The 26,419-nt window shown below is 60.6% G+C and carries 23 protein-coding genes; 21 read left to right on the top strand and 2 right to left on the bottom strand.

Annotated features, from left to right (window positions below):
- Window positions 1–15: 15 nt before the first annotated feature.
- The 6 genes from LAB08_RS13870 (at window position 16) to LAB08_RS13845 (ending at window position 7,352) form a co-directional block, all read left to right on the top strand.
- The gene (locus LAB08_RS13870) at window positions 16–573 is read left to right on the top strand and encodes a PqiC family protein (protein ID WP_096511660.1); all 558 of its coding nucleotides are present in this window, start codon (window positions 16–18) and stop codon (window positions 571–573) included.
- A gap of 291 nt (window positions 574–864) precedes the next feature.
- On the top strand, window positions 865–1,539 hold the full coding sequence (gene pmrG, locus LAB08_RS13865; RefSeq protein ID WP_436799346.1) for a lipopolysaccharide core heptose(II)-phosphate phosphatase PmrG: 675 nt from the start codon (window positions 865–867) through the stop codon (window positions 1,537–1,539).
- 142 nt (window positions 1,540–1,681) lie between these two features.
- Window positions 1,682–3,400 (top strand): lipid IV(A) 4-amino-4-deoxy-L-arabinosyltransferase, encoded by a 1,719-nt coding sequence (gene arnT, locus LAB08_RS13860; RefSeq protein ID WP_096511662.1) that lies wholly within the window; start codon window positions 1,682–1,684, stop codon window positions 3,398–3,400.
- A 269-nt stretch (window positions 3,401–3,669) separates the two neighbouring features.
- Complete coding sequence (locus tag LAB08_RS13855; protein ID WP_096511663.1) at window positions 3,670–4,683, top strand: iron ABC transporter substrate-binding protein; 1,014 nt, start codon at window positions 3,670–3,672, stop codon at window positions 4,681–4,683.
- A 3-nt stretch (window positions 4,684–4,686) separates the two neighbouring features.
- A complete protein-coding gene (locus LAB08_RS13850; RefSeq protein WP_096511664.1) occupies window positions 4,687–6,285 on the top strand; it encodes an ABC transporter permease in 1,599 nt (532 codons plus the stop codon).
- Window positions 6,282–7,352, top strand: coding sequence for an ABC transporter ATP-binding protein (locus LAB08_RS13845; protein ID WP_096511665.1), 1,071 nt, complete (start codon window positions 6,282–6,284; stop codon window positions 7,350–7,352). The genes LAB08_RS13850 and LAB08_RS13845 overlap by 4 nt, the downstream gene beginning before the upstream one ends.
- Window positions 7,353–7,475: 123 nt before the next feature.
- Here the strand turns inward: LAB08_RS13845 and LAB08_RS13840 are convergent, their stop codons facing one another.
- Window positions 7,476–8,414 carry a site-specific integrase gene (locus LAB08_RS13840; protein WP_096511666.1) on the bottom strand — a complete coding sequence of 313 codons (939 nt, stop codon included), beginning with the start codon at window positions 8,412–8,414 and terminating at the stop codon, window positions 7,476–7,478.
- Between the two features lie 382 nt (window positions 8,415–8,796).
- Between LAB08_RS13840 and arnB the strand changes: the two genes are divergently transcribed.
- The 8 genes from arnB to LAB08_RS13800 are packed head-to-tail and all read left to right on the top strand — an operon-like array spanning window position 8,797 to window position 17,591.
- Window positions 8,797–9,945, top strand: coding sequence for a UDP-4-amino-4-deoxy-L-arabinose aminotransferase (gene arnB, locus LAB08_RS13835; RefSeq protein WP_096511667.1), 1,149 nt, complete (start codon window positions 8,797–8,799; stop codon window positions 9,943–9,945).
- Window positions 9,942–10,961, top strand: coding sequence for an undecaprenyl-phosphate 4-deoxy-4-formamido-L-arabinose transferase (arnC, locus tag LAB08_RS13830; RefSeq protein WP_096511668.1), 1,020 nt, complete (start codon window positions 9,942–9,944; stop codon window positions 10,959–10,961). Before arnB ends, arnC begins: the two co-directional genes overlap by 4 nt.
- A complete protein-coding gene (gene arnA / locus LAB08_RS13825) occupies window positions 10,958–12,949 on the top strand; it encodes a bifunctional UDP-4-amino-4-deoxy-L-arabinose formyltransferase/UDP-glucuronic acid oxidase ArnA (RefSeq protein ID WP_096511669.1) in 1,992 nt (663 codons plus the stop codon). The genes arnC and arnA overlap by 4 nt, the downstream gene beginning before the upstream one ends.
- A complete protein-coding gene (gene arnD / locus LAB08_RS13820; RefSeq protein ID WP_096511670.1) occupies window positions 12,949–13,833 on the top strand; it encodes a 4-deoxy-4-formamido-L-arabinose-phosphoundecaprenol deformylase in 885 nt (294 codons plus the stop codon). Before arnA ends, arnD begins: the two co-directional genes overlap by 1 nt.
- Complete coding sequence (arnT, locus tag LAB08_RS13815) at window positions 13,830–15,479, top strand: lipid IV(A) 4-amino-4-deoxy-L-arabinosyltransferase (protein WP_096511671.1); 1,650 nt, start codon at window positions 13,830–13,832, stop codon at window positions 15,477–15,479. The genes arnD and arnT (LAB08_RS13815) overlap by 4 nt, the downstream gene beginning before the upstream one ends.
- Window positions 15,476–15,820 carry a 4-amino-4-deoxy-L-arabinose-phosphoundecaprenol flippase subunit ArnE gene (arnE, locus tag LAB08_RS13810; RefSeq protein ID WP_096511672.1) on the top strand — a complete coding sequence of 115 codons (345 nt, stop codon included), beginning with the start codon at window positions 15,476–15,478 and terminating at the stop codon, window positions 15,818–15,820. Before arnT (LAB08_RS13815) ends, arnE begins: the two co-directional genes overlap by 4 nt.
- Window positions 15,817–16,218, top strand: coding sequence for a 4-amino-4-deoxy-L-arabinose-phosphoundecaprenol flippase subunit ArnF (gene arnF, locus LAB08_RS13805; protein WP_096511673.1), 402 nt, complete (start codon window positions 15,817–15,819; stop codon window positions 16,216–16,218). Before arnE ends, arnF begins: the two co-directional genes overlap by 4 nt.
- Entirely contained in the window at window positions 16,215–17,591 is a 1,377-nt protein-coding gene (locus tag LAB08_RS13800; RefSeq protein ID WP_096511674.1) for a UDP-glucose dehydrogenase family protein, read from the top strand. The genes arnF and LAB08_RS13800 overlap by 4 nt, the downstream gene beginning before the upstream one ends.
- Window positions 17,592–17,753: 162 nt before the next feature.
- Here LAB08_RS13800 and LAB08_RS13795 read toward each other — a convergent pair whose 3' ends face one another.
- Entirely contained in the window at window positions 17,754–18,719 is a 966-nt protein-coding gene (locus LAB08_RS13795) for a LysR family transcriptional regulator (protein WP_096511675.1), read from the bottom strand.
- 307 nt (window positions 18,720–19,026) lie between these two features.
- On the opposite strand from LAB08_RS13795, the gene argH reads away from it, so the two are divergent.
- From argH to LAB08_RS13760, 7 genes are all read left to right on the top strand, one after another.
- On the top strand, window positions 19,027–20,454 hold the full coding sequence (gene argH, locus LAB08_RS13790) for an argininosuccinate lyase (RefSeq protein ID WP_096511676.1): 1,428 nt from the start codon (window positions 19,027–19,029) through the stop codon (window positions 20,452–20,454).
- Window positions 20,455–20,604: 150 nt separating this feature from the next.
- Window positions 20,605–21,483, top strand: a complete 879-nt coding sequence (locus LAB08_RS13785) for an amino acid ABC transporter permease (RefSeq protein ID WP_096511677.1) — start codon at window positions 20,605–20,607, stop codon at window positions 21,481–21,483.
- A 10-nt stretch (window positions 21,484–21,493) separates the two neighbouring features.
- A complete protein-coding gene (locus LAB08_RS13780) occupies window positions 21,494–22,258 on the top strand; it encodes an amino acid ABC transporter ATP-binding protein (RefSeq protein ID WP_096511678.1) in 765 nt (254 codons plus the stop codon).
- A gap of 41 nt (window positions 22,259–22,299) precedes the next feature.
- Entirely contained in the window at window positions 22,300–23,124 is an 825-nt protein-coding gene (locus LAB08_RS13775) for an ABC transporter substrate-binding protein (protein ID WP_096511679.1), read from the top strand.
- 180 nt (window positions 23,125–23,304) lie between these two features.
- On the top strand, window positions 23,305–24,153 hold the full coding sequence (locus tag LAB08_RS13770) for a polysaccharide deacetylase family protein (RefSeq protein WP_096515402.1): 849 nt from the start codon (window positions 23,305–23,307) through the stop codon (window positions 24,151–24,153).
- Window positions 24,146–25,033: a polysaccharide deacetylase family protein gene (locus tag LAB08_RS13765; RefSeq protein WP_096511680.1), complete on the top strand. Its 888-nt coding sequence runs from the start codon at window positions 24,146–24,148 to the stop codon at window positions 25,031–25,033. Before LAB08_RS13770 ends, LAB08_RS13765 begins: the two co-directional genes overlap by 8 nt.
- Window positions 25,030–26,379 (top strand): MmgE/PrpD family protein, encoded by a 1,350-nt coding sequence (locus tag LAB08_RS13760; protein WP_096511681.1) that lies wholly within the window; start codon window positions 25,030–25,032, stop codon window positions 26,377–26,379. Before LAB08_RS13765 ends, LAB08_RS13760 begins: the two co-directional genes overlap by 4 nt.
- Window positions 26,380–26,419 lie beyond the last annotated feature (40 nt).

The raw sequence follows: 26,419 nt of genomic DNA, 5'->3' as shown, positions 1-26,419 counted from the left end.
ACAGGAGCATCACCCATGGCTTTTCCGCTGAAGGTTACGTTGTTCGCTGCGCTCGCATTGCTCGCCGCTTGTCGCAGCGACCCGATTCAGTTCCATACCCTGACCCCGGCCCAGTTGAGCAACCATTCAAGGACCGCGGCGGATATACAGGTCGAAAGCCTGGTGGTCCCGCCTCAGGTCGATCGTCCGCAGATTGTTGTACGCCAAGGCAATAGCGGCATGTCCATCCTCGAAACCCATTGGTGGGGGGCCAGCCTGGTGGATGAATTGCGCAGCGCCTTGACCGATCAAATGGTGAACAACAATCCAGGGCGCAAAGTGTCGGTGCGACTGGAGGTGCAACGGTTCGATTCGATTCCCGGACAATACGGCCTGATCGACGTGAAATGGCGCCTGCGGGGCGCCAATGGAGACGACAACGCCCTGCTGAGTTGCCGCAGCACCTTGCAAACACCTTCCGGGACGTCCATCGACGAGTTGGTGGCAGCCCAGCAAAACAATGTCAAACGCCTGGCTGCGCTCATCAGTCAGGCCGCCGCTGCCCGAACTCAATCGGGATGTCCTCAGGACTGATCATGGTCTGCTTTACTGGCCCGACGGCGACTCGATCGCCGTTGGCCACAATTTCACTTGGTTTTTACTTGTCCTCCAGGAGAAAAGTAAAAGCGAAAGATTACCAATAACCAACTTAATATCACCTTAAAAGCCCATTGCATTTTTTTCACATTCCTTTCACCCCGCCAACATCTGCGCAGCTTTAGTGTGCCCTGCACATGATCTGACTAGTTGCTTTCCAAGTTCTCGTTTCGTCCTGGATTCGAGTGCTTGACACAACTTCTTATTGCGCTTCGGCAGGTGGAAAACTTGATCAACTCCTCAATGCGCAAATCGCCGTCGGGCCTGGGCAAAACACCGCGACTATTTAGGGTATTGCTCGCAATCGTCGGCGCCCTGATGGTCATCGCACTGGTGACCGGGTTTGTCTGGTCGCAACGATCGCCGATCAGCCTGGCTAATGCGGACCCGGAAGTCCGGGCTCAATGGCTACAAAGCTGGGAAGCCGGCGAGGTCGTGGTTCTGGTTCGCCATGCCGAGCGCTGCGACCGTTCCAGCAACCCTTGCCTGGGACCGGCGGACGGCATCACCCGTGCCGGCAGTGACGCTGCAGCGGCAGTGGGCCAAGGCTTGGTGCGTCTGGGGATGACTCAGGCCGATGTCTTGAGCAGCCCGCTGACCCGTACCGCACAAACCGCGCATTACATGTTTGGCAGCGACGCGCAGACACAGGAATGGCTGGCCACCTGTGGCAGCACCTGGCGTAACGACATTGTGGCGCACAAGCGTGCCCATCGAAATCTGGTGCTGGTGACGCATAGCGGTTGCATCGGCGACTTCGAAGCCTTGAACGGTTTCAAAAATGCAGCGAAAAGCGAGTACGGCAGTTCGTTATTTGTCCGCATTGATAATAAAGGTCAGCTTCAAGTACTCGGCATCATGAATGCTGAAGACTGGCGCTCGCTGCCCTTTGAAAAACGCTGAAACAATAATGAGTTCAACTCTCGTTGATGAGGTACTAGTTTGTTCAGGCTGCTTCGCAGCGGCGCTGAAAGTTGCTTTATCGCCCACTAAAACCGATCACACCCCCTCTACCAAACAACCTTCCCTGAGCCAAGGCTGACTCATGACTTCAAATCACCCGCTACCCGATTCCGTAGCCCAAACCCGTAGCGTTCGGCACCGGATGCCACCTTCAGAGCGCTGGACCGTATTAATCCTGATAGCGGCATTCGTGGCGTTCTATTTGCTGCCGCTGATGAGTCATGGGCTGTGGATTCCCGACGAAACCCGTTATGCCCAGATTGCCCAGGAAATGTCCCTTACCGGTAACTGGATCTCTGCGCACTTCATGGGCCTGCGTTATTTCGAGAAGCCGATTGCCGGTTACTGGATGATCGCCATCGGTCAGGTGGTGTTTGGTGACAACCTGTTTGGGGTGCGGATCGCGTCGGCGCTGAGCACCGGGTTGAGTGTCTGGCTGGCTTATCTGATTGCCCGCCGGTTCTGGAATGATCCGCGCAAGAGTTTTGCCTGCGCGCTGCTGTACATGAGTTTCGGGCTGATTGCCGGCCAGGCCGGATACGCCAACCTCGACCCGCAATTCACCTTTTGGGTCAACCTGAGCCTTGTCTCGTTTTGGTTTGCCATCGACAGCAGCACCCCTCGTGGTCGGCTGATTGCGTGGGTAGTGTTGGGTGTGGCCTGTGGCATGGGGTTCATGACCAAGGGTTTTCTCGCCTGGCTGTTGCCGGCACTGATCGCCCTGCCCTATATGTTCTGGCAGCGTCGTGTCAAAGAGTTGTTGCGCTATGGGCCGCTGGCCGTCGTTGTCGCAACCCTGGTCTGCTTGCCCTGGGCACTGGCGATCCACCACCAGGAACCGGATTTCTGGCGCTTTTTCTTCTGGAATGAACACGTGCGCCGGTTTGCCGCCGACAATGCGCAACACGCTCGTCCATGGTGGTTCTACCTGCCGTTGCTGGTCGCCTCGAGCCTGCCCTGGGCTGCATTGTTGCCAACGACCTTCATCCAGTCCTGGAAAAACAAGCGCCAACCTGTCTTTGGTTTCCTGTCGCTCTGGTTTGCATTGCCATTTATCGTTTTCAGCCTGAGCAGCGGCAAATTGCCGACTTACATCATGCCGTGCCTGTTGCCCCTGGCGTTGCTGATGGGGTATGCGGTGACGGAAATGCTGAACCAGGCGCAGAGCAGGACGATTCGTATCAACGGTTGGCTCAACGTCATTATTGCCACCGGTGCGCTGGTAGCGCTGCTGTACCTGCAAACCACCAAAGAAATCTACGAAAATACCGAGATGTTCAGCCTGTCGCTCGCATTCATCGTGCTGGTTGGCTGGATTATTTCCAATGCGTTGCAGATCCTGCGTCCACTGCACTTGTGGGCAATGCCGGCCCTCGGCATCGGGTTGCTGGTGGCGTTGCTGCCGGCCGCCATGCCCAGCCAGATCGTCGACAGCAAAATGCCCGACCGTTTCATCGCCGAGCACCTGGACAGCTTGAACCAGACCACGTCGCTGCTGAGCAACGACCTGGGCGCGGCCTCGGCGCTGGCCTGGCTGACAAAACGACCGCAAGTGGATCTCTATAATGTCATCGGCGAGTTGAAATACGGCCTCTCGGATCCCGCCGTGGCAAACCGCAAGGTCACCACGGAAAACGTTGGCCAATGGATGACCGAGGCGCGTAAAAAGGGCTCGGTCGGTGTGGTGATGCGGGTCAACAGTGTCGATGAGATCCAGGAAGTGGAACGGCTGCCCATCGACGGCAAGCGTTATCAGCGCGGTAACCTGCAAATCCTGATTTTTCCGCAAACCCAACCCTGATACCGAGCACTAAAAAAACCGAGAGACCTGGCCGGTCTCTCGGTTTTTTTATGGGCGGCTTAAACAAAGGTACAAGGGTAAGCATTAACGCATCCTTGCTGGAGCGTGAAATCACACGAATTAACTGTTAATTTGACGTTTTTTTCTCATTCTGGCCTCTACATTCGCCCGCCTTAAACATGCAAATGATTCCTATTGATCTACAATAACCGACGACCTTCCCAGTCGGATCTGCTTGCTCGATACCAAAAAACAGGAGCTGCCACAGCATGATGTCCCGTATCCCGTCCTTCCTGAAAAAAGCCCTGCTGGCTACCGCATTGGTAAGCGCTGGCCACGTGTATGCCGCCGATGGCGTCGGCATTGTGGTTTACAACGCACAGCACGAAGGCCTGACCAAGGCCTGGGTTGAAGGCTTCACTCAGGAAACCGGTATTCCGGTCACCTTGCGTAATGGCGATGACACCGAAATGGGCAACCAGATCGTGCAGGAAGGCAGCGCCTCGCCGGCCGATGTGTTCCTGACCGAAAACTCCCCGGCCATGGTGCTGGTGGACAACGCGGGTCTGTTCGCACCAGTCGACAAGACCACCCTGGAGCAGGTCGATTCCGCTTACCGTCCGGCCCACGGCAAATGGGTGGGGATCGCCGCACGTTCCACGGTGTTCGTCTACAACCCGAGCAAATTGCCGGAAGCCGAACTGCCCAAGTCGATCATGGACCTGGCCGCACCGCAGTGGAAAGGCCGTTGGGCCGCGTCGCCAGGCGGTGCCGACTTCCAGGCCATCGCCGCCGCCATGCTCGAACAGAAAGGCGAGGCTGCGACCCTCGACTGGCTCAAGGCAATGAAAACCAACTTCACCGCCTACCGCGGTAACAGCTCGGTGCTCAAGGCGGTGAATGCCGGGCAGATCGACAGCGGCGTGATCTACCACTATTACAGCCTCGTCGACCAGTCCAAGACCGGCGAGAACAGCAAGAACACTGCCCTGCACTACTTCAAGCACAAGGACCCGGGCGCGTTTGTCAGCATCTCCGGTGGCGGTGTCCTGGCGTCCAGCAAGCACAAGGAACAAGCCCAGGCGTTCCTGAAATGGATCACCGGCAAAGACGGCCAGGCCATCCTCAAGGACGGCAAATCGTTTGAATACGCTGTGGGCAAGAACGCGCAATCCAACCCTAAACTGGTGCCTTTGCAGCAACTCGACGCGCCAACTGTCGATGCGTCCAAGCTCGACAGCAAAAAAGCCGTGGAGCTGATGACTCAGGCTGGACTGCTCTAATTGATGCCTGAAACCCTGCCGGTGGGTGTCGCCGAAAGCACACCTGCCAACCTGCGTCGACGTTCACGCGGCCTTTTCGCGAGCCGGGGAGGCGCGTGGGTGGTCGGTTTGTCGGTGTTGGTTTCGTTACTGGCGCTGCTGCCCATCGCCTTCGTCATCGGCGTTTACCTGCAAACCGGCTGGGCCACTCTGGCGCCACTGGTGTTCCGGCCGCGGGTCGGCGAACTGCTGGTCAATACCGTGTTGCTGGTGATCATCACCATCCCCTTGTGCATTGCCCTGGGGGTGACGCTGGCGTGGCTCACCGAACGCACCAATTTACCGGGCCGCCGCTGGTGGTCGTTGCTGGCGACCGCGCCGCTGGCGGTGCCAGCGTTCGTGCACAGCTATGCATGGGTGAGCCTGGTGCCGCCGATTCACGGGCTGTTTGCCGGTGTATTGGTCTCGGTCATCGCCTATTTCCCGTTTCTTTACCTGCCGGTTGCCGCGACATTGCGCCGACTCGATCCGGCCATCGAAGACGTCTCCGAGTCCCTGGGGCTCAAGCCCTGGGCGGTGTTTTTTCGCGTGGTGTTGCCGCAATTGCGCCTGGCCATTTGCGGTGGTGCCTTGTTGGTTGGCCTGCATCTGCTGGCCGAATACGGCCTGTACGCGATGATCCGCTTCGACACCTTCACCACGGCGATCTTCGATCAGTTCAAATCCACCTTCAACGGACCTGCCGCCAACCTGCTGGCCGGTGTGCTGGCGTTGTGTTGCCTGGCGATGCTGACCATCGAATCCGCCGCCCGCGGTCATGCGCGCTATGCCCGGGTCGGGTCCGGCAGTGCCCGTGAACAGCGGGTTGTCTGTCTGAAGGCACCGGCGACGGTACTCGCGCTGGCGTTGCAGATCGTCACCTGCGCACTGGCATTGGGCGTACCGTTGATTACCCTGGGCAAGTGGCTGATTGCCGGCGGCCTGCAGGTCTGGGACTTGAGCGAACTGCTGCCTGCACTGGAGCAGACCCTGCTGTTCGGCGTGGCGGGCGCGGTCCTGACCACCTGCGCTGCCATCCCGATTGCCTGGCTGTCGATTCGCTCACCGGGCCGGCTGCAACGGGTTCTGGAAAGCTGCAACTACATCACCAGTTCCCTGCCGGGGATTGTCGTCGCCCTGGCCCTGGTGACCGTGACCATCCATTTTGCCCGGCCGATCTACCAGACCACGATCACCGTGCTGTTGGCGTATCTGCTGATGTTCCTGCCCCGCGCCCTGGTGAGCCTGCGGGCCGGTATCGCCCAGGCGCCGGTGGAACTGGAAAACATGGCTCGCAGCCTTGGCCGTTCACCGGCACGGGCGCTGTGGCTGATCACCTTGCGCCTGGCCGCGCCGGGGGCCGCCGCGGGCGCCGCGCTGGTGTTCCTGGCGATCACCAATGAACTGACCGCCACCCTGCTGCTCGCCCCCAATGGCACACGTACACTGGCCACCGGGTTCTGGGCCTCGACCAGTGAAATCGATTACGCAGCCGCGGCACCCTATGCGCTGCTGATGATTGTGCTGTCGCTTCCGCTGACCGGAATCCTTTATCACCAATCCAAAAAAACGGCTGGCCGATGAACGCTCTAGAACTGCATTCACTCTCCAAATCCTACGGTGGGCAAAAAGCCCTGGAAAACGTCAGCCTGTCGGTCCCCGCCGGTAGTCGCACGGTGATTGTCGGGCCTTCCGGCTCGGGCAAGACGACGTTGCTGCGGATGATCGCCGGCTTCGAGTTTCCCGATACCGGCCGCCTTTCGCTCAACGGCCAGACCCTGGTCGACGGCACCCACGAGGTGCCGGCGCATCAGCGCCTGATCGGTTATGTACCCCAGGACGGCGCGTTGTTCCCGCACATGACGGTGGCGGCCAACATTGGCTTCGGCCTGGCGACCAAGGGCAGCGAAAAGCAGGACCGTGTCGCCGAGTTGATGGACAGTGTTGCCCTGGATTCGAACATGGCCGAGCGCTGGCCCCATGAGTTGTCCGGCGGCCAACAGCAACGGGTCGCCCTGGCGCGAGCCCTGGCCCAGCAACCCCGGCTGATGCTGCTGGACGAGCCGTTTTCGGCACTCGACACCGGACTGCGCGCCAGCATGCGCAAACTGGTGGCGCGCTTGCTGGCGGAGGCCGGGGTCACCACCATCCTGGTGACCCACGACCAGAGCGAGGCATTGTCTTTCGCCGATCAACTGGCGGTGATGCGCCACGGCCGACTGGTGCAGTCCGGGCATCCGCTGGACCTTTACCGCTACCCCGACGACGTCCAGACCGCGCTGTTTCTCGGCGAGGCCGTGGTCATGCCCGCCCGTATCGAAGCCGGCTGGGCCCACTGCGATCTGGGCCGCATACCGGTCAACAACCACCGCAACAACAGTGCCGCACAGATCATGCTGCGGCCCGAGCAATTGCAACTGGCCAGCATCATGCCCCATACCGCGGAAGTCGTGGGCTGTCGCGCCGTGGTGACCGAGCGAGACTTCAGCGGCAACACCTGCACGCTGACGGTGGAATTGCAGGCTTCGGCCTCCGGTGAACAGTCGGGCCGCTCTTTGCTGGTGCGCAGCTCCGGCATGTACGCGCCACCGGCCGGCAGCGCGGTGCACGTCTCGACCATCGGTCATGCCCACGTATTGAGCGAGATTTGATCCCGGCACCTGTAGGAGCGAGCCTGCTCGCGATGGACGTCAACGATTACACGTGAAACCTGACTCACCTCGGTGCCCTCAGGTTTTTCGCGAGCAGGATCGCTCCTACAGGACTGGATACGATCAAAGATCGAAGCGATCCACGGCCCGACGCCGTTCGTTGTCATCGCGCACGTCGTAGTTGGCGGTGGTCTGGATGTTGCTGTGGTGGGCCAGTTTTTGCGCGATCGACAGGTCGTGCTCCTCGATCACCCGGGTGATGAACGAACGGCGAAAATCATGAGGCATGATCTTCACCCCCACCTGCGCACCGCGCTGCCTCGCAATGTAATAGATCGCATGCTTGGTAATGCGCTCACGGGTGATGTGGCTGCCGCGGCGTATGCGATTGAACAGAAAGGGGTCGTCCGTTTCGCCCTCCTTGAGCTGTGAACGGCGCAACTCCAACCAGGCATCGAGCTTGGCGAACGCCCAGGCCGGGGCGTACTTGATCAGTTGCTTGTTGCCCTTGGCGGTGACCCTCAGGCTGCGCTCGGTGAAATCGACCTGGTTGAGATCGAGGTTCACCGATTCCGATTTGCGCATCCCCGAACCGTACAGAATCCCGATGATCGCCGCATCCCGCAGGCCCTGCGGCCGTGGGTCGGCGGCGCAGACTTCCATCAGCTCCTGGATCAGCGTGCGCCGAAGATTGCGCCCCTGGGACAGGCGCGTACCGGCAATGCCCTTGACCGAGCGCATTTTCAGCAAGTGCTCCTGGGTGATCAGGCTCATGCGCCACGCCTCGTTCATGACCCCGCGCACCGCATTGACGTAGAGCGACGAGGTGTTGGGCGCATAACCGTCGGTGCGCAAGGTGGCCACCAACGCAACCACATCCTCGGGCTGCAGTTCGTGCCAGGGAATCTCCTCGATGTTCACCTCTTCGAAACCCAGGCGGTCGGCAGCATCCTGTAACACATAACGCAGGGTCATCTGGCTTGACGGCGCCAATCGCGCCAGATACACCGTCAGCGGATTGGTGGTGGAAGTACGTGAGTCAGTAGCGGGTAAGTCAATCAAACGAAACAGCCTTAAGTGAAAACGGTTCGACAAAACAACTAAGCAGCGAAACATGGCTCATTACAGCGATACTTGCACAGGACTTCTGCAATCAGTCGTGATAAACGGCGAAAGCCTGAACAGGCGCTTAATCGCTTGCAGATAAACGATTCGCAGACCGTTTTTTCATGTTCCTTTCACAAAATCGAGCATAATCTCAGTAGGATAAGGTCAGCCTTGTGAACCCCCAACCTGCCGTCCAGTCCGGGGAAAGTCAACTGACGCAGCTTCGCACGCTTTTCATTCAACTAATTGATGCAAATCCAGTTTCTTCGTCTATTCTATTCTTGGATCCATTTTTTTTAGCCTCAACGGCTATTCACTTTTCAGCCACGAGGTGCTCATGAGTCAGGCTTTTCTTCCCTTCTCCCGCCCCAGTATCGGTGATGAGGAAGTAGCAGCGGTAGAACAAGTACTGCGTTCAGGCTGGATAACCACCGGTCCAAAAAACCAGGCTCTGGAAGAACACTTCGCCAACTATGTCGGTTGCCGTCATGCCGTGGCCCTGTCTTCGGCCACCGGCGGGATGCATATCACACTATTGGCACTCGGGATCGGCCCCGGCGACGAAGTCATCACCCCATCGCAGACCTGGGTCTCCACGGCAAACATGATTTGCCTGCTGGGTGCTACCCCGGTGTTCGTCGATGTTGACCGTGACACACTGATGAGCGACCTGGCGAGCATCGAGGCGGCGATTACTCCGCGCACCAAAGCGATCATTCCGGTGCATTACGCCGGCGCGGCGTTCGATCTCGATCCGCTGTATGCGTTGGCTGACAAACACGGCATCGCCGTGATCGAAGACGCCGCGCACGCCGCCGGCACCTTCTACAAGGGCCGCCCCGTCGGCGCCAAGGGCACGGCGATCTTTTCGTTTCATGCGATCAAGAACATGACCTGCGCCGAGGGTGCGATGTTCGTCAGCGATGATGAAGCCCTGGCCTCGCGGGTACGCATGCTCAAGTTCCACGGTCTGGGTGTCGACGCCTATGACCGCCTGACCCACGGCCGCAAGCCTCAGGCGCAGGTGGTGGAGCCCGGTTTCAAATACAATCTGGCGGACATCAACGCCGCCATCGCCCTGGTGCAACTGGAGCGACTGGACGAAATCAACGCCAAGCGCACGCAACTGGCAAGCACCTACTTGCAGCGCCTGGAAGGCCTGCCGGTGCAACCGCTGGCCATTCCCGCCTACGCGCAAACACACGCCTGGCACCTGTTCATCCTGCGGATCGATGCCGAACGCTGCGGACTGGACCGTGAAGCCTTCATGAAAGCCCTGCAGGAGCAGAATATCGGCACCGGCATCCATTTCATTGCCACGCACCTGCACACTTACTACCGCCAACGCTTCCCCGATATTCACCTACCCAACACCGAATGGAACTCGGCACGGCTATGTTCGATCCCGTTGTTCCCCGACATGACCAACGATGACGTCGAACGTGTTGTCGGCGCCATCGAAAACTGCCTGGACAAAAGCCTGTGAGACCTTACCCGATAAACTTCGTTTCGATCGTCATTCCGGTCTACAACGAACAGGAAAGCCTGCCTGAACTGCTTCGGCGCACCGAAGCGGCTTGCGAGCAGCTAAAGCAGGCTTACGAAATCGTACTGGTCGACGACGGCAGCCGTGATGACTCCGCGCAGATCCTCGAAGACGCCGCCTCCCGCGAAGGCAGCCCGGTGGTGGCGGTCATCCTCAACCGCAATTACGGCCAGCACGCCGCGATCATGGCCGGTTTCGAACAGTGCAAGGGCGATGTCGTCATCACCCTCGATGCCGACCTGCAAAACCCGCCCGAAGAAATCCCGCGGCTGGTGGCACAGGCCGAGCTCGGCTATGACGTCGTGGCGACGGTGCGCAACAATCGCCAGGACTCGGCCTTGCGCCGCTGGCCATCGAAGCTGATCAACCTCGCCGTGCAACGTTCCACCGGCGTGGCCATGAGCGACTACGGCTGCATGCTGCGCGCCTACCGACGCACCATTGTCGACGCGATGCTCGCCTGCCGTGAACGCAGCACCTTCATTCCGATCCTGGCCAACAGCTTCGCCCGCCATACCACGGAAATCCTCGTGACCCACGCCGAGCGTGAACACGGCGACTCCAAGTACAGCCCGATGCGCCTGATCAACCTGATGTTCGACCTGGTCACCTGCATGACCACCACGCCGCTGCGATTGCTGAGCATCGTCGGCGTCGGCATGGCGGCCCTGGGCATGCTGTTCGCCGTGGCGCTGATCCTGTTGCGCCTGGTGTTCGGCGCCGGCTGGGCCGGGGGCGGTACCTTCGTACTGTTCGCCGTACTGTTCGTCTTCACCGGTGGTCAATTCATCGGCATGGGCCTGTTGGGTGAATACCTGGGCCGCATGTACAGCGACGTGCGCGCACGTCCGCGCTTCTTCATTGAAAAGGTGCTGCGTAGCCAGCCCGAATCCCCCGCTTCCGTTGTTACCGTCGACGGCCTTACTTCCACTTCTTCAGATCAGGTTCCTTCATGAGTGCAAAAGCTGTTGTCTTCGCCTATCACGATATTGGCTGTGCCGGCATCGAATCCCTGCTCTCCTCCGGTTTCGAGATCGCTGCGGTGTTCACCCACGCCGACGATCCGAAGGAGAACGCATTCTATGGCTCCGTGGCACAGCTGTGCGCCCGCCACGGCATTGCCGTGCATGCACCGGAAGACGCCAACCATCCGTTGTGGATCGAGCGTATCGCCAAGCTCGATCCCGACTACATTTTCTCCTTCTACTACCGCAATCTGCTGAGCGAATCGCTGCTGGCCACGGCCCGTAAAGGCGCGTTCAACCTGCACGGTTCCCTGCTGCCACGCTACCGTGGTCGTGCACCGGCCAACTGGGTGCTGGTCAACGGCGAAACGGAAACCGGCGTGACCCTGCACCGCATGGTCAAGCGTGCCGATGCGGGCGCCATCGTGGCCCAGCAAAAGGTTGCAATCGAGCGCAGCGATACCGCGCTGAGCCTGCACGGCAAACTGCGTTCGGCCGCCTCTGATCTGCTGCGTGACACCTTGCCGGCGCTGCTGCAGGGCAAAGCCAGTGAAACACCGCAAGACGAATCCAAAGCCACGGTGTTCGGCCGTCGCACCCCGGCTGACGGCAAACTGGTCTGGGCCAAACCGGCCGAAGAACTGTTCAACCTGGTCCGCGCCGTGACCCAACCGTACCCGGGCGCCTTCTGCGCGGTGGGCGAGCACAAGCTGATCGTCTGGAGCGCCGAAGTCGCCAAGGGCAACGAAGGCCTGGCACCGGGCCGCGTCATCAGCGTCGACCCGCTGCGCATCGCGTGCGGTGAAGACTCGCTGGTGATCAACGCCGGCCAGCGCAACGACAACGGCCTGTACCTGAGCGGTCCGCAACTGGCCAACGAGCTGGGCCTGGTGGACGGTTCCGTGCTGCGCGGTGCCGAGTCCGGTCGCGCCCCACGTCGCACCCGCGTGCTGATCCTCGGTGTCAACGGTTTCATCGGCAACCACCTGTCCGAGCGCCTGCTGCGCGACGACCGTTACGAAGTCTACGGCCTGGACATCGGTTCGGACGCCATCGAGCGCCTGCGCAGCCACCCGAACTTCCACTTCGTCGAAGGTGACATCAGCATCCACTCCGAGTGGATCGAGTACCACATCAAGAAGTGCGACGTGGTCCTGCCGCTGGTGGCCATCGCAACGCCAATCGAATACACCCGTAACCCGCTGCGTGTGTTCGAACTGGACTTCGAAGAGAACCTGAAACTGGTTCGCTACTGCGTCAAGTACAACAAGCGCGTGATCTTCCCGTCGACGTCGGAAGTCTATGGCATGTGCCAGGACCCCAACTTCGACGAAGACAACTCCAACCTGGTGGTCGGTCCGATCAACAAACAGCGCTGGATCTACTCGGTCTCCAAGCAACTGCTGGACCGCGTGATCTGGGCTTATGGCCAGAAGGGCCTGAACTTTACCCTGTTCCGTCCGTTCAACTGGATGGGCCCACGCCTGGACCGCCTGGACTCCGCCCGTATCGGCAGCTCCCGCGCGATCACCCAGTTGATCCTGAACCTGGTGGAAGGCACGCCGATTCGCCTGTTCGACGGTGGCGAGCAAAAACGCTGCTTCACCGACATCGCCGACGGTGTGGAAGCACTGGCACGGATCATCGACAACGACAACGATGTCTGCAACGGCCAGATCATCAACATCGGCAACCCGGAGAACGAGGCCAGCATCCGTCAGTTGGGCGAAGAGCTGCTGCGTCAGTTCGAAGCTCACCCGCTGCGCGCCAACTTCCCTCCGTTCGCCGGCTTCCGCGACATCGAAAGCAAGGCGTTCTACGGCGGCGGTTATCAGGACGTGTCCCACCGCAAACCGAGCATCGCCAACGCTAAACGCCTGCTGGACTGGACGCCAACCGTTGAGATGAGTGAAACCATCGGCAACACCCTGGACTTCTTCCTGCGCGAGGCCATGCTCGAAATCGCGGACAAGCGTTGATGCAGGCAGGTCTTCGAATCGATGTCGACACTTACCGAGGCACCCGTGAGGGGGTGCCGCGGTTGCTGGACATGCTGGACGAAGCGCAGATCAAGGCAACGTTTTTCTTCAGTGTCGGCCCCGACAACATGGGCCGGCACTTGTGGCGCCTGATCCGCCCGCAATTCCTCTGGAAAATGCTCCGTTCCAATGCCGCCGGCCTTTATGGCTGGGACATTCTGCTGGCCGGCACTGCCTGGCCCGGCAAACCCATTGGCCGCGACCTCGGGCACCTGATGCGTCAGGCCCGGGCCGCCGGGCATGAAGTCGGCCTGCACGCCTGGGATCACCACGGTTGGCAGGCCAACGCCGGGCGCTGGAGCGACGAGCAGTTGTCCGAGCAGATTCGCCAGGGCGTCGATACGCTGCAGGACATCCTTGGCGAACATGTCTGGTGCTCGGCGGCTGCCGGCTGGCGCGCTGACGAGCGTGTGATCGAGGCCAAACAGGCATTCGGCTTCCGTTACAACAGCGATTGCCGGGGCACAAGCCTGTTCCGGCCGATTCTGGCGGACGGTCGCCCAGGCGTGCCGCAGATTCCGGTAGACTTGCCGACGTTCGACGAAGTGGTCGGTCCGAACGTCGCCGCCAAGGATTTCAACGCCTACATCCTCGACCGATTCACCCCCGAAAAACTCAACGTCTACACGATCCATGCCGAAGTAGAAGGGATTCTGATGGCCAACGATTTTCGTCAACTGCTGGCCGATGCCCGCCAGCGTGACATCCGTTTTCAACCCTTGGGCGACCTGCTGCCCGCCCCCCCCGGCAACCTGCCGAGTGGCCGAGTGGTGCGTGGCGCACTGGAAGGCCGCGAAGGCTGGCTGGGAGTGCAAGGCGCATGACCAGACGCTGGATGCTGCCTTTGCTGCTGGCTGTCATGGCGTTGGCGTACCTGCTGCCGCTGGGCACCCATGGCTTGTGGATTCCCGACGAAACCCGCTACGCCCAGATCAGCCAGGAAATGCTCCTGAGTGGCAACTGGGTATCGCCACACTTCATGAGCGTGCGCTATTTCGAGAAACCGGCCGCCGGTTACTGGATGATTGCCCTTGGTCAGGCCCTGTTCGGCCAGAACCTGTTCGGTGTGCGCTTTGCTTCGGCGCTGAGCACCGGCCTGAGTGTGCTGTTGTGCTACCTGATCGCCGGCAGATTATGGAATCAGCCGCGCAAGAGTTTCGCCTGCGCGCTGCTGTACATGAGCCTCAGCGTGATTGCCGGCGCGGCCGGTTACGCCAACCTCGACCCGCAATTCACCTTTTGGGTCAACCTGAGTCTGGTGGCCCTGTGGTTTGCACTGGACAGCGCCGACCGTCGCCAGCGCCTGATCGGCTGGGCGGTGCTGGGGCTGGCGTGCGGCATGGGGTTCATGACCAAGGGCTTTCTCGCCTGGCTGCTGCCCGTACTGATCGCCCTGCCCTGGGTGATCTGGCAAAAACGCTGGCGTGAACTGCTGGTCTACGGCCCGCTGGCGATTGTCGTGGCCATCGCCGTCAGCCTGCCGTGGGTCCTGGCGGTGCATGGGCAAGAGCCCGATTACTGGCGGTTCTTCTTCTGGCACGAACACATTCGCCGCTTCGCCGGAGACGATGCCCAGCATGACGCACCCTGGTGGTACTACCTGCCGTTGCTGGTGGCGTTCAGTCTGCCGTGGGTAGCATTGCTGCCACCGGCGCTGAAGCAGGCCTGGCAGACCCGGCGCGAGGCCAATATCGCCTTCCTGCTGTTGTGGCTGCTGATGCCCCTGCTGTTTTTCAGCATCAGCAAAGGCAAGTTGCCCAGCTACATCCTGCCGTGCCTGTTGCCGCTGGCCTTGCTGATGGGTCATGCGCTGGACGATCGCTTGAGCCGGCAACAAGGCCGTGCCCTGGGTATCAATGGCCTCCTGAACCTGGTGCTGGGCGTGACTGTCCTGCTGGCGCTGGTCTACCTGCAACTGAAAAAGCCCCTGTACGACCATGAACTGCACAACCTGGTGCTGGTGTTCATCGGCCTGATCGGCTGGATCATCGCCAATTTGCTGCAAGCGTTCCGACCGCTGCAATGCTGGGCGGCGCCGGCCTTCGGTAGCCTGCTGCTGATCGGACTCGTACCGGCGGGGCTGCCCAACTCAGTGGTCGCCAACAAGACACCCGATCAATTCATCCTTGAACACGTTGATGAACTTGCCCAGACCCATCAATTGCTGAGCAACGACCTGGGCGCGGCCTCCGCACTGGCCTGGCGGCTGAAACGCCCGGAAGTGGCGTTCTACAACACGATCGGCGAGCTGAAGTATGGTCTTGAGTACCCTGATTCGCTAAAGCATCGCGTCGATTCCGACCAGGTACAGCAGTGGATGCAAGGCGCCCGCCAGCAAGGGTCGGTGGGTGTGGTCATGCGGGTCAAGGGGGACGACGAGCTGCACGAACTCGATCAACTGCCCAAGGAAGGCAAGCGCTATGAACAAGGCAACATGGTGATTCTGATCATTCCACAGGCGGCGCCATGAGCCTGCTACTGCTGCTGTGTGCCTGCCTGCTGACCTGCCTGGGCCAGATCGCCCAGAAATACGCCGTGGAAAGCTGGCGCGGGAAAGCATCCGGCTGGGGCGAGAAACTGCGTTCGCCCTGGCTGTGGCTGGCACTGGCGGCGCTGGGACTTGGCCTGCTCGTATGGCTTTTGGTGTTGCAACGCCTCGAAGTCGGCGTTGCCTACCCGATGCTGAGCCTCAACTTCGTGCTGATTACCCTGGTCGCCCGCTTCGTTTTCCGCGAACACATCGATGGCCGCCACTGGCTCGGTGTCGCGCTGGTGATCGGTGGCGTGGCTTTACTGGGGCAACACGCATGAGCCGGCGTCGCGGAATCACCTTCGCCCTGGGCAGTGTGCTGCTGGTCAGCGCCGCGCAACTGGGCATGCGCTGGAGCATGAGTCGCCTGCCCTCCCCCGAACATTGGCTGGACGCTCATATCGACCCAGGCGCCATCGCCGTGGTGCTGGCTGCCATCGGTGCCTATGCCCTGTCGATGCTCTGCTGGCTCGCCGCCCTGCGCGATCTTCCCCTGGGCCGGGCCTACTCATTGCTGAGCATCAGCTATGCGCTGGTGTACCTGGCGGCCGCCGGCCTGCCGCTATTCCACGAAGATTTCAACCTTTCCAAAAGCCTTGGAGTGGCCTTGGTCATCCTCGGCGTCATCGTCATTAATTCTCGACCTGCTCGCGCGCCCGAACTCAGGAGTGCATCATGAAAATAAGTGTATTTGGTAGCGGTTACGTTGGCCTGGTTCAAGCCGCCGTACTGGCTGAAGTCGGCCATGACGTGGTGTGCATGGACATCGACGAAAAGAAAGTCGAGCTGCTGAAACAAGGCCACGTCAGCATTTTCGAACCGGGGCTTGCCAGCCTGGTACGCGAAGGCCTGGATTCCAAACGGTTGCAGTTCACTTCGGACGAAAAGCTCGCCGTGCAACATGGCCAGGTATTGTTCATCGCGGTCGGCACGCCGTCCCGGGACGATGGCTCGGCAGATCTGCGTTATGTGTTGTCGGTGGGTGACGCCGTGGCGCGGCATCGCGAACAACCGCTGATCCTGGTGGAAAAATCCACGGTGCCGGTGGGCACCGGCGATACCTTGCGCGCGCATATCGACAAATGCCTGCTCGAGGCCGGGCGCGCACTGCAGTTCGATATCGTTTCCAACCCCGAGTTTCTCAAGGAAGGCTCGGCCGTTTCCGATTGCCGGCGCCCGGACCGCATCATCATCGGCTGCGAACGCGATGAAGTGCGTGACGTGATGCGTGACCTGTACGCCCCGTTCAACCGCAACCATGACCGCGTCATGTTCATGGACCTGCGCAGCGCCGAGCTGACCAAGTACGCCGCCAACTGCATGCTGGCAACCAAGATCAGCTTTATCAACCAGATCGCCGAACTGGCCGAGCACCTGGGTGCCGACATCGAATCGGTACGCCTGGGCATCGGCGCCGATTCGCGCATCGGCTACCACTTCATCTACCCCGGCTGCGGCTATGGCGGCTCGTGCTTCCCCAAGGACATGCGCGCCCTGATCCACAGCGCCGAAGAGGCTCATTGCTCCAACGACCTGCTGCAAGCGGTGGAAGCCATCAACGAACGGCAGAAACACAAGCTGTTCGAACGCATCAAGGCGTTCTTCAAGGGCGATTTGCAGGGCAAGACCTTCGCCGTGTGGGGGCTGGCATTCAAACCCAATACCGACGACATGCGCGACGCGCCGAGCCGGGTGCTGCTTGAAGCCCTGTGGGCCGCCGGCGCCAACGTGCGGGCATACGACCCTGAAGCCATGCAGGAAACCCAGAAACTGTACCCCGATCAAGACAAGCTGATGCTCATGGGTACACCGGAATCGGTATTGACCGGTGCCGACGCGCTGATCATCTGCACCGAATGGCAGCAATTCAAGGCCCCGGATTTTGACCTGATCAAACAGCGGCTCAATGCACCGGTGATCTTCGACGGCCGTAACCTCTACGACGCCGAGCGCCTGGCTCGCAGCGGCTTCAAGTACTTCCCGATGGGTCGTGGTGAATCGCGCAAGTTGCCGATTCCATTGCAGAGCTGGCCTGCTTCTTCGGAGGCTTGAGAACACAGTTGCAATAACTGTGGCTCGGCTTGAAGTTGCTGTTTAGCGCAGAACCTGTAGGAGCGAGCCTGCTCGCGATAGCGGTGTATCAGTCAACATACTTGTTGTTTGATACTCCCTCTTCGCGAGCAGGCTCGCTCCCACAAGGACCGTGTTCAACCATTAGATTGTTGCCTTCAGATCCACGCCCAACGCCTTGGCAAATGCCTTGACCAGCGGGCTGCGCACAGTGTTGTGACGCAGGATCAGATTAAACGGCGTGACGATATGGATCAGCTCCGGGCACAGTGCCCGAAACTGTCCCTGAGCCACCCAATTCGCGGCGTAATGCTGCGGTAGAAAACCCACGAAACGACCGGTCCTGATCAACAGCGCCACGGCTTCCACCTGGGTCGCCGATGCGGAAAAGCTGTCGTAGTGGGCAAAGTTGAGCTTGTCCCGATGGATCGCGTAGCGATGGTTGATGCATTCATAATCCTTGAGCATGTTGCTGTTCATCTGATCGCTTGGCATCGAGAATAACGGGTGACCCACCGCGCAATAAACCTCAGAACGCTCCTCATATAACGGGTAGTAATCGAACTCTTCCCGCCGTTGATAAACCGGCACAATTCCAGCCACCAGTCGCCCCTCGACAACGCCCCGCTCTACCTCATCCAGCTGTGATGCTTGAAGTTGAAATCTTACTTTAGGTGACTGCTCGTTTATTGCTCTAAGCGCAGCAACTAACGGCGATTGCGGATCGGAAATCGTATTATCAATAACCCCCACACCAAGATCACCAATAAGTTCGTTCTGCGCTGAACTAAGACGATCACGAAAGTTATCGACCGAGGCAAATAAATCAATCGAAGCCTGATACACCAGGCGCCCTTCTTCGGTCAGGTGAAAGCCTTCGCGCCCTCGGGTACACAGGCGCATGCCGATGCGGATTTCCAGGTCGGAAATCTGTTTGCTGATGGCTGCCAGCCCTACATTCAACTCGTTTTGCGCCGCACTGAAACCGCCCGCCTCGACCACCGCCTTGAACACTTTGAGCAGCTTGAAGTCCAGCCCGCTGAGTGCCAGCGGTGCCCGTTGCAGCGTTTTCGGCGGCGGGTTTCCGGAATTGGAAAGTGGGGTTTCCATAATGCTTATTTACCTCTGGCGCCCGATTCAACAACCTGTGTCCAACAACAAAAACATAGCTGGCCTAATAATAATGAACACAGAAAACCAGACTTGGCAACCACTAACAAATTCCGAACTTCAGTGCCAAACCACTGATTTCGAAGCATTAAAAGCTGACACTTCGATCAGCTCTCGCCCTTTTGCAACTGCGCTGGTCCCCTGCCCCTGATTATTAATTGACCTGATGACGGCCGAACGAACTTCGGCGTGCATTTTCAGGCCTGGCAAACCGATTTCGTTCGCATTACCGACGAGGAAAATAACAATGTCCCAAGCCACCGACCGTCTCTGGGGTGCACGCTTCAAAAGCGGTCCGTCCGAAGCCCTGGCCGCCCTGTCCCGCTGCCCGGAACGCTACTTCCGCCTGACGCCATACGACCTCGCCGGTTCCAAGGCGCACGCCCGGGAACTGCAACGCGCCGGACTTCTGACCGAGCAGGAAACCCGGACCATGCTCGACGCCCTGGAGCGTATCGGCGCTGATTTCCGCGCCGGCAACATTGCCCCGACCCTGGACGACGAAGACGTTCACACCTTCATCGAGCGCCTGCTGACCGAACGCCTCGGTGCCCTGGGCGGCAAGCTGCGCGCCGGCCGGTCACGCAACGACCAGACCGCCAACGACCTGCGCCTGTTCCTGCGGGACCATGTACGCACCCTGGCCGTCGAAGTGTTGGCCCTGCAACAGGCGCTGGTGGATCAGGCCGAGCAACACGTCGAGAGCATCTGCCCCGGTTTCACTCACCTGCAGCAGGCGCAGCCGATCGTGTTCGCCCATCACTTGCTCGCCCACTCGCAATCGATGCTGCGTGACGTGCAGCGCCTGGTGGACTGGGATGCACGTACCTCGCTGTCGCCATTGGGCGCGGCGGCCATGGCCGGTTCCGCCATTGCGCGTCTGCCACAGCAATCGGCGAAAGAAATGGGTTACAGCGGTGTTTGCGAAAACTCCATCGATGCCGTGGCCAGCCGCGATCACGTTGCCGAATTCCTGTTTATCGCCAGCATGCTCGGCATCAACATCTCGCGCCTGGCCGAAGAATTCTGCCTGTGGTCGTCGCGACAATTTCGCTGGGTCGCGCTGGACGATGCCTACGCCACCGGCAGCTCGATCATGCCGCAGAAGAAGAACCCGGACATCGCTGAACTGGCCCGGGGCAAGGCCGGTCGCCTGATCGGCAACCTCACCGGTCTGCTGTCGACCCTCAAGTCCCTGCCACTGTCGTACAACCGCGACCTGAGCGAAGACAAGAACGGTGTGCTCGACAGCGTGGACACCCTGCTGCTGGTGCTGCCGGCGATGGCCGGGATGGTGGCGACCATGACCGTCAATGTCGAAGAACTGCGTCGCCAGGCTCCGCTGGGCTTCACCCTCGCGACCGAAGTCGCCGACTGGCTGGCGATGCGCGGCGTGCCGTTCAAGGAAGCCCACGAGATCACCGGCGCGCTGGTCAAGGCTTGCGAGCAACACGAGATCGAACTGTGGGAAGCGTCCCCGGCGTTGCTGGCCGAAATCGATCCACGCCTGACGCCTGAAGTGCGTGAGAGCTTGACCCTGGAAGCCGCCATCGCCGCCCGCAGCGGCTGGGGCGGTACCGCGCCACAACAGGTACGCGAACAGATCGGCCGCCTGAAAACCGCCCTCGCCGCCCAGCAAGCCTGGACCGAAAACTATCAGGGCTTCCGCCTCTGATAGAGCACGCGATCCTGTAGGAGCAAAGCTTGCTCGCGATGGCGTCGGCACATTCAACGACGATGTCGCCTGCCATGCCGTCATCGCGAGCAAGCTTTGCTCCTACAGGGTTGAGGTGGACTTGAAAGAACAGTGTACGGAGAAACAACCATGAGCCAGACACAGGCAGAACGACTCCAGGCGGAGCGCAAACTGGCGGAAAACCAGTTTGATATCACCCAGTATCAACACGTGCCACGGCGCTATTACGGGCGGATGTTCTTCGCCGCCGTGATCGTCGCAGCATTGCTGGGCCTGATACGCGCCTTCGCCGAAGGCAAGATCGAATGGTCCTATATCGGCCAGTTCCTCACATCCCAGGCGATCATGTGGGGCCTGCTCAACACCATCGTCATGGCGGTGCTGGCGATGGCCCTGGGCATTGTGTTCGGGGTGATCACGGCAATCATGCGCATGTCGGCCAACCCGATCCTGCGCTATGTGGCGCTGACCTACACCTGGCTGTTTCGCGGCACGCCGCTGATCCTGCAACTGCTGTTGTGGTTCAACCTGGCGCTGATCTTCCCCACCATCGGTATCCCCGGCCTGGTCGAAGTCGACACCGTGAGCCTGATGACGCCGTTCGTGGCCGCCCTGCTGGGCCTCAGCATCAACCAGGGTGCCTACACCGCCGAAGTGGTGCGCGCCGGCCTGCTTTCGGTGGACACCGGGCAGTACGAAGCGGCCAAGTCGATCGGCATGCCGCGCCTGCAAGCGCTGCGCCGGATCATCCTGCCCCAGGCCATGCGCATCATCATTCCGCCGGTGGGCAACGAGTTCATCGGCATGGTGAAAATGACCTCGCTGGCGAGCGTCATCCAGTACTCGGAATTGCTCTACAACGCCCAGAACATCTACTACGCCAACGCCCGCGTGATGGAGCTGCTGATCGTCGCCGGTATCTGGTACCTGGCCACGGTCACCGTGCTGTCCTTCGGTCAAAGCCGCCTGGAGCGTCGTTTCGCCCGCGGCGCCGGCAAGCGTTCCTGAGGAATCCGACATGAGAAGCATCGTCAAGGCCGTAAGCCTGAACAAGTACTACGACAACTTCCACGCGCTCAAGGACATCAACATCGAAGTCGAGCAAGGCGAAGTGCTGTGCATCATCGGCCCTTCCGGCTCCGGCAAGAGCACCCTGCTGCGCTGCGTCAACCAGCTGGAAAAAATCGACAAGGGCGGCCTGTGGGTCGACGGCGAACTGGTGGGCTACCGCATCGTCGGCAACAAACTGCACGAACTCAATGAGTCGCAGATCGCCCGCCAGCGTCTGTCCACCGGCATGGTGTTCCAGCGTTTCAACCTGTTCCCGCACATGACCGTGCTGCAAAACATCATCGAAGGGCCGTGCCAGGTGCTCAAGCGTTCGCCCAAGGAGGCGCATGACGAAGCCGTGGAACTGCTCGCCCGCGTCGGCCTGGCCGACAAGCGCAACAGCTACCCGATCGAACTCTCGGGTGGTCAGCAACAACGCGTCGCCATTGCCCGTGCCCTGGCCATGCGGCCCAAGCTGATGCTGTTCGATGAACCCACTTCGGCACTCGACCCGGAACTGGTCGGTGAGGTGCTGTCGGTGATGCGCGATCTGGCGCAGACCGGCATGACCATGATCGTCGTCACCCATGAACTGGGCTTCGCTCGCGAAGTGTCCAACCGCATGGTGTTCATGGACGGCGGGCAGATCGTGGAGGCAGGAAGCCCCGAAGAAATACTAATAAGTCCGCAAAACCCGCGCACCCAAAGCTTCATTTCTGCCGTTCGAACCTAAACGCCGGTTGGCGTAAAAAAACACTCATAAGAGAACGACCCATGAAGAACTTCGTTATCCCGGCAGTACTCGCAGGCCTGATGGCCTCCAGCTTCACCTTCGCCGCCGAATTGCCGGCCAGCATCAAGGACAAGGGCGAGATCGTCGTCGCGATCATGCCGAACTACCCGCCGATGGATTTCAAGGACCCGGCCACCAACACCCTCACCGGTCTCGACGTTGACCTGGGCAACGCCCTGGCCGAGCGCCTGGGTGTGAAGATCAAATGGCAGGAAACCGGCTTCGAACAAATGATCAATGCCCTGACCACCGACCGCGTGGACATGGTGCTGTCGGGCATGACCGACACCAAGGAGCGTCAGGCCAGCGTGACCTTCGTGGACTACTTCACCAGCGGCCCGCAGTTCTACACCCTGCAGAAAAACGCGGCCACCAACGAAATCATCGACCTGTGCGGCAAAAAGGTCGGCACCAGCCGCCGTACCACCTTCCCGGCGGAAATCGCCGAGTGGAGCAAAGCCAACTGTGAAGCCGCCGGCAAACCGGCGATCAACGTGATCGGCACCGAAGGCTCGGCCGACGCCCGCGCGCAACTGCGCCAGAGCCGCATCGACGCGGCGATGCAAGGCAGCGAAACCCTGCCTTACCTCAAGACCCAGGAAAAGGACATGTACAAGACCGTGGGCCTGCCGATCTCTTCGCAGTTCACCGGCCTTGGCGTGAGCAAGAAAAAACCTGAATTGAGCGAAGCGGTGAAAGTCGCGTTGCAAAGCATGATCGACGATGGCAGCTACCAGGCGATCCTGAAGAAATGGGACCTGGAACTCGGCGCGATCAAGACCGTGACCGTCAACGCCGGGAAATAACCGGGCTCAATCACCACCCACTGTGGGAACACAACCTGTGGGAGCAAAGCTTGCTCGCGATGGCGTCGGCAGATTCAACGACGATGTCGCCTGTCATGCCGCCATCGCGAGCAAGCTTTGCTCCCACAGGGACCACCCAAAGGGAATCGGTGTTTTTTATAGATTGTTGGAGTACCCATGATGTCCTCCTCACCCCAACCCACCTGGCCGGATAACCACAAGGCTTGCCTGGCCCTGGCCTTCGACCTCGATGGCCCGACCGGCGATGCCATGCTCAACGGCTCGATCTGGCGCAAGCCCGAGTACTTCGGCTTTGGCGGTTACGGCCCCTACCGGGCACTGCCGCGACTGCTCGATCTGCTCGACGAGTTCCGCCTCCCGACGACGTTCTTCGTCCCGGCCTGGGTCGTGGAAAACTGGCCGAAACAGTGCCAGGCGATTGTCGAGCGCGGGCATGAGGTGGCGTATCACGGCTACAAACACGAATCCTTCTACGCCCTGACGCTGGAACAGCAGAAGGATGTGATGAAGCTGTCCCGCGAAGTGTTCTGGAAGCACCTGCACATCCGCGCCGAAGGTTTCCGCACGCCATCCGGTGACTGGCGCGCCGAAACCCCGGCGATGCTGGTGGAGGCCGGTGTGACCTACTCCAGCAGCATGCGCGGCGATGACCGACCGTACCTGGTGAATGTACCGGGCCACGCCACACCGCTGGTGGAAATCCCCGGCCGTTGGGAAATGGACGACTACGCGTCCATCGCCTACACCCGTGCCCCGGACTTCCCCTCGGGGCTGGACCGCACCGCCAGCTACGAACTGACCCTCGACAACTGGTGCCGCGAATACGATGGGGCGATGGATGAAGGCTTGTGCCTGACCACCCTGTTCCACCCCAAGATCACCGGCAAACCGGGACGCATCCTGTTGCTGGAAAAACTCTTCGAACACATGCGCCAACGCGACGACGTGTGGTTCGCCACCTGCCGCGACGTCGCCCAGTGGTGGCTCAAGGAGCATCACCATGGCTGAGTCCACTGTCTGGCCCAAGGGCTATCGCTGCGCCGTGGTACTGACCGTCGATTACAACGACATCCACGGCATTCTCACCCAGGCCCCGGAAGTCGCCGGGCGCGACAAGACCCTGTCGGTCTGGCGTTATGGCACCCAGCGCGGGGTCGAGCGTTTGCTCGCTCTGTTGAGCGAACTCGGCGTCTCCAGCAGCTGGTTCGTCCCCGGTCTCGTCGCCGAGGAAAATCCCGAACACCTTCGTTCGATCCAGGCCGGCGGCCATGAAATAGCCTGCGCCGGGTATCGCCATCAGAATTACGACACCCTCGACCTGGCCACACAGAGCGCCGACATCGCCCAGGGTTGCGCGGCGTTGGCCGCGTTGACAGGGCAGCGTCCGACCGGGTTTCGCATCCCCGCCGGCAACGGCGCACCGGGTTTCATCGAGGCGTTGAAGGATCAAGGCATTCGCTGGTCGTCATCATGGCGCGGCGACGATTTGCCGTTCGCGCATCCAACCGCGCCGCAGGTGATCGAGTTGCCGTTGCACTATGAGCTGGAAGACGAACCCTACTTCGCCTTCAACCTCAGCCCGGCGGTGCCACCCGCGCAATCGCGGATCGCCTCCTACAGCCATACCCTGGGTAACCTGCAAATGGACTTCGCCGGGTTTCATCGGTTTGGCCTGTGCTACGTGCTGCGCCTGCACCCGGAAATCATCGCCACACCGGGGCGGATCGGCGTGTTACGCGAGCTGCTTGAGGGCATCTTGCAGCACGATGATGTGTGGATCGCCACTGGGGCTGAAGTCGCCCAATGGTGGGCCGAGTCAGCGGCGCCCGTGACCGAGGATCATCCGGCGTCCGTTTATGAACGGCATTATCGGGACTACCTCCTATGACCGAGCGCATGCAACGGCTGGCGCAGTTCTGCGTCGATACGCGATTTGAAGACCTGCCACCGGCGCTGGTGGCGCAAGCCAAACGACACATCCTCGACACCTTCGGCGCGTCCCTGGCCGGGGCCGACAGCGATGTGGCGAAGCAGGCGCGCCAAGTATTCGACGGCGAGACTGGCCATGCGCTGGTCTGGGGTACGCAGGGGCGGATGGGCGCGGCGCAGGCCGCGATGCTCAACGGCATCGCTGCCCATGCACTGGAACTGGATGACACCGGTGGCTGCGACCATTCCGGTGCCGTGGTGCTGCCGGCGGTGATGGCGGCGGTGTCGATGTCCGGGCAACCCGTGAGCGGCCGCGAGTTCATCACGGCCGTGGTGATCGGCTACGAAATCGGTCGTCGGGTCCTCGAAGCCTGCGGCGGTTACTCGGCCCACAACGGTGCGGGCTGGCACTCCACGGCGACCTGTGGCGTGTTCGGCGCGGCGGCGGCCAGTGCGCGCATCCTCGGCCTGGATGTACGGCAAACCGTGTCGGCGCTGGGTATCGCCGGCAGTTTCAGCGGTGGTCTGTGGGCCTTTATCCACGACGGTTCGCAAAGCAAGAAACTGCACAGCGGTCGCGCTGCCGAAGGTGGGTTGCTGGCGGCGCGATTTGCCCGAGAGGGCATCAGTGGGCCGACCCAATTGTTTGAGGATGTCTGGGGCGGTTTCCTCAAGACGCTCGCTACGCAGACGGCCACGCCTGAAGCGCTGGACACCGACCTCGGCATCGTCTGGAAACTCGCGCGCTGCTCGATCAAGCCTTATGCCTCATGCCGTGGCACCCATTCGGCCATCGATGCCCTGGGCTTGCTGCTTGAGCAATTGAATGCGCAGGCTCATCAGGTCGAGGATGTTCAGGTTTCAGTGTGCGGGTTCCTTCGGGACATGTGCGGCGGTCACGATGTCAGCACCCTGGCGGCGGCGCAGATGAGCCTGCCTTACGCGCTGGCGGTATGGCTGGTGCACGGTCATTGCCGATTGCAGGCTTACGACGACGATCTGCGCAGCGATCCTCGAATTGCCCAGTGGATGTCGCGTATTCGCCTTGAAGTGGACCCGCGACTGTCGGAGGATGGCGAGCCCATTGTGACATTGCAGACCGTGGACGGTCGGCAGGCGAGCCTGTGTGTTGAAGTGCCGTTGGGGGCGCCGGGCAATCCATTGAGTGATGCGGCGCTTGAGGAGAAGTTTTTCAGCCTGGCGACGCGAGTGATGTCGCAGCGGCAGGCCGAAGAATTGCTGGGGCAGTTGTGGCGGCTGGATGAACTTGAATCGGTGGGCATGCTTGAGCGGTGGCTGGCTTGAGGATTGAGTCGCCCGACCGGGCCTCTTCGCGAGCAGGCTC

Source organism: Pseudomonas izuensis (genome assembly GCF_002356535.2).
Lineage (GTDB): Bacteria > Pseudomonadota > Gammaproteobacteria > Pseudomonadales > Pseudomonadaceae > Aquipseudomonas > Aquipseudomonas izuensis.
This window is presented reverse-complemented; position numbering and strand designations above follow the sequence as displayed.